Source organism: Neochlamydia sp. EPS4 (genome assembly GCF_000813665.1).
Taxonomy (GTDB): domain Bacteria; phylum Chlamydiota; class Chlamydiia; order Chlamydiales; family Parachlamydiaceae; genus Neochlamydia.
Window position 1 is genome coordinate 1 of the sequence record NZ_JSDQ01000103.1, and the last position, 3,452, is coordinate 3,452.

Below are 3,452 nucleotides of genomic sequence, written 5' to 3' on the forward strand. Positions count from 1 at the left end.
TATCTTGAAAGGCAAGTGATTAATAAGAAATCAAACAAAAGAGTTAATCTTCAAAAGATAAGATTGATGATTAAAGTAAAAGTATCATGTTAATAGCGAATCGTTAGCAATAACGATTAAACGCATCTTACGTTAAGCGAAAGCAAAACGTTAAGCACTGATAAGTTCACAGACATAAATCGACGCTTGAAGAGTAAACTTCTTACCTAAGTTTTAAATGTAAATTTAAAACTGAACAATTGGCGAAAGTAAGTGGAAAACACTTACAAAATAAAGTATGCTCATTAAACTTAATGACGTAATTGTAAAACGTCAGCTTTAGTCCAAAAATTAAATTTTTTGGTCAAGCTATTAAGGGCTGCTGGTGGATGCCTTGGTATCAACAGGCGATGAAGGACGCGAAACCCGCGATAGGCATCGGTGAGCTGGAAGAAAGCGTAGACCCGGTGGAATCCGAATGGGGAAACCCGGTGAGAGTAATACCTCATCATCTTTAACTGAATCCATAGGTTAAAGAAGCAAGACCTACTGAACTGAAACATCTTAGTAAGTAGAGGAAAAGAAATCAATAAAGAGATTCCCAAAGTAGCGGCGAGCGAAATGGGAAAAGCCCAAACCAGAGTCGATGACTCTGGGGTTGTAGGACCTATCAAAAGATCAGGAAATCTTAGTCGAACACCGCTGGAAAGCTGGACAATATAGGGTGATAGTCCCGTAGACGAAAAGAGGACCTGACAGGATAGGCACCTGAGTAAAGCCGGACACGTGAAACCCGGTTTGAAGCAGGGAGGACCACCTCCCAAGGCTAAATACTCGTTGATAACCGATAGCGAACCAGTACCGTGAGGGAAAGGCGAAAAGAACCCCTGTTAGGGGAGTGAAATAGAACCTGAAACCAGCAGCTTACAAACGGTCGAAGGCCTATGCCCTTTATAAGGGAATGGCTGACGGCGTGCCTTTTGCATGATGAGCCAGCGAGTTACGCTATATGGCAAGGTTAAGGGACCTACGTTCCGGAGCCGAAGTGAAAGCGAGCGTTAAAAGCGCGAATAAGTCATATGGCGTAGACACGAAACCACGTGATCTATCCATGACCAGGTTGAAGCAAGGGTAACACCTTGTGGAGGACCGAACTAGTAACTGTTGAAAAAGTTTTGGATGAGTTGTGGATAGGGGTGAAAGGCCAATCAAACGTGGAGATATCTTGTTCTCTTCGAAATAACTTTAGGGTTAGCCTCGGACGTATTCTTTACAGGGGTAGAGCACTGAATTCACGCGGGGACCTACCGGTCTACCAAAGGAAATCAAACTCCGAATACTGTAAAGCAGTCCGGGAGATAGACAGTGGGGGCTAAGCTTCATTGTCAAAAGGGGAACAGCCCAGATCGCCGAATAAGGCCCCTAATTCTATGCTAAGTGAGTAAGGAAGTAAAGTTTCTAAAACAGTTGGGATGTTGGCTTAGAGGCAGCCATCATTTAAAGAGTGCGTAACAGCTCACCAATCGAGAAACTTTGCGCCGATAATATCCGGGACTAAAGCATAGAGCCGAATTCGCGGGTGCATATTGTAAAATATGCGCGGTAGGGGAGCGTAGTATGGGCACAGAAGATGTACCGAAAGGAGCATTGGAGCGCATACTAGTGAGAATGCATGGCATGAGTAAACGATAAAGGCAGTGAAAATCTGCCTCGCCGAAAACCCAAGGTTTCCAGGGTAAAGCTCGTCTTCCCTGGGTTAGCCGGTCCCTAAGCTGAGGCTGAAAAGCGTAAGCGATGGAAAGCAGGTTAAATATTCCTGCGCCACCGAAGACAACAGCGATGGATTGACGAAATAAGTAAAGCACGCGGACGATTGGAAGAGTCCGTGACACTACGAGGAAGGCTGATAGGCAAATCCGTCAGCAGGATTCTAGATAGTGGACAAGGGGAGTGCAAATGAACCGATGGTGTAGAGCGATGTTTCCAAGAAATAGATTCTAGCTGTCGAAGGTGACCGTACCAAAACCGACACAGGTGGGTGGGAAGAATATTCTTAGGCGCGCGAGAGAACTCTCGTTAAGGAACTCGGCAAATTATCCCCGTAACTTCGGGAGAAGGGGAGCCATGAGCCGTGACACATCTAGCATGTGAAGCGGAGCGTGGCCGCAGAGAAATGGCCCAGGCGACTGTTTAACAAAAACACAGCACTATGCAAAGACGTCTAAGTCGAAGTATATGGTGTGATGCCTGCCCAATGCCAAAAGGTCAAAAGGAGAGGTTAGCAGCAATGCGAAGCTTCGAATTTAAGCCCTGGTGAATGGCGGCCGTAACTATAACGGTCCTAAGGTAGCGAAATTCCTTGTCGGGTAAGTTCCGACCTGCACGAATGGTATAACGATCTGGGCACTGTCTCAACGAGAGGCTCGGTGAACTTGTAGTAGCGGTGAAGATGCCGTTTACCCGCAATAAGACGGAAAGACCCCGTGAACCTTTACTGTACTCTGGTATTGGCTCCTAACTTGTCATGTGTAGGATAACCAGGAGACTTAGAAGTCTTGCCGTCAGGTAAGATGGAGTCGACGGTGAAATACTGGTCTTGACAAGTCGGGAATCTAACGTTCACCCATGAATCTGGGGAACGGACATTGCCAGACGGGCAGTTTTACTGGGGCGGTATCCTCCTAAAGAGTAACGGAGGAGTCCAAAGTTTGCCTCATCGTGGTTGGCAATCACGAGTAGAGCGTAAAGGTATAAGGCAAATTAACTGTGAGACCAACAAGTCGAACAGGTACGAAAGTAGGGCTTAGTGATCCGGCGGTGGAAAGTGGAATCGCCGTCGCTCAACGGATAAAAGGTACTCCGGGGATAACAGGCTTATCGCCACCAAGAGTTCATATCGACGTGGCGGTTTGGCACCTCGATGTCGACTCATCGCATCCTGGGGCTGAAGAAGGTCCCAAGGGTTTGGCTGTTCGCCAATTAAAGCGGTACGCGAGTTGGGTTCAAAACGTCGTGAGACAGTTTGGTCCCTATCTGTTGTGGGCGCAGGATACTTGAGAGGAGTTGCTTCTAGTACGAGAGGACCGAAGTGAACGAACCAATGGTGTGCCGGTTGTACTGCCAAGTGCATAGCCGGGTAGCTATGTTCGGAAAGGATAAGCGTTGAAAGCATCTAAACGCCAAGCCTCCCTCAAGATAAGGTATCCCAATTAGACACCATGAAGACTACATGGTAGATAGGTTGGATGTGTAAGCACAGTAATGTGTTGAGCTAACCAATACTAATCAGTCGATTGGCTTGACCAACTTTCTTTTATCGAGACAAGTTGGGTCAAAGTAACAAAGACTACAAGCTGACGCAAAATAAGCCAATGTAAGAAAGAGAAATTCAAGCGTTGATTTATGTGTGTGAAGCGTTAAAGCTAAAAGCTGATACGATTTCTTAACTAATCATTTGCCTAGCTTTTAAAGCT

Annotated in this window: 1 rRNA gene; it reads left to right on the top strand. The window is 46.2% G+C overall.

From position 1 onward, the window contains the following. Nucleotides 1-341 precede the first annotated feature (341 nt). Nucleotides 342-3,285, top strand: a 23S ribosomal RNA gene (locus tag DB42_RS10025). Nucleotides 3,286-3,452 lie beyond the last annotated feature (167 nt).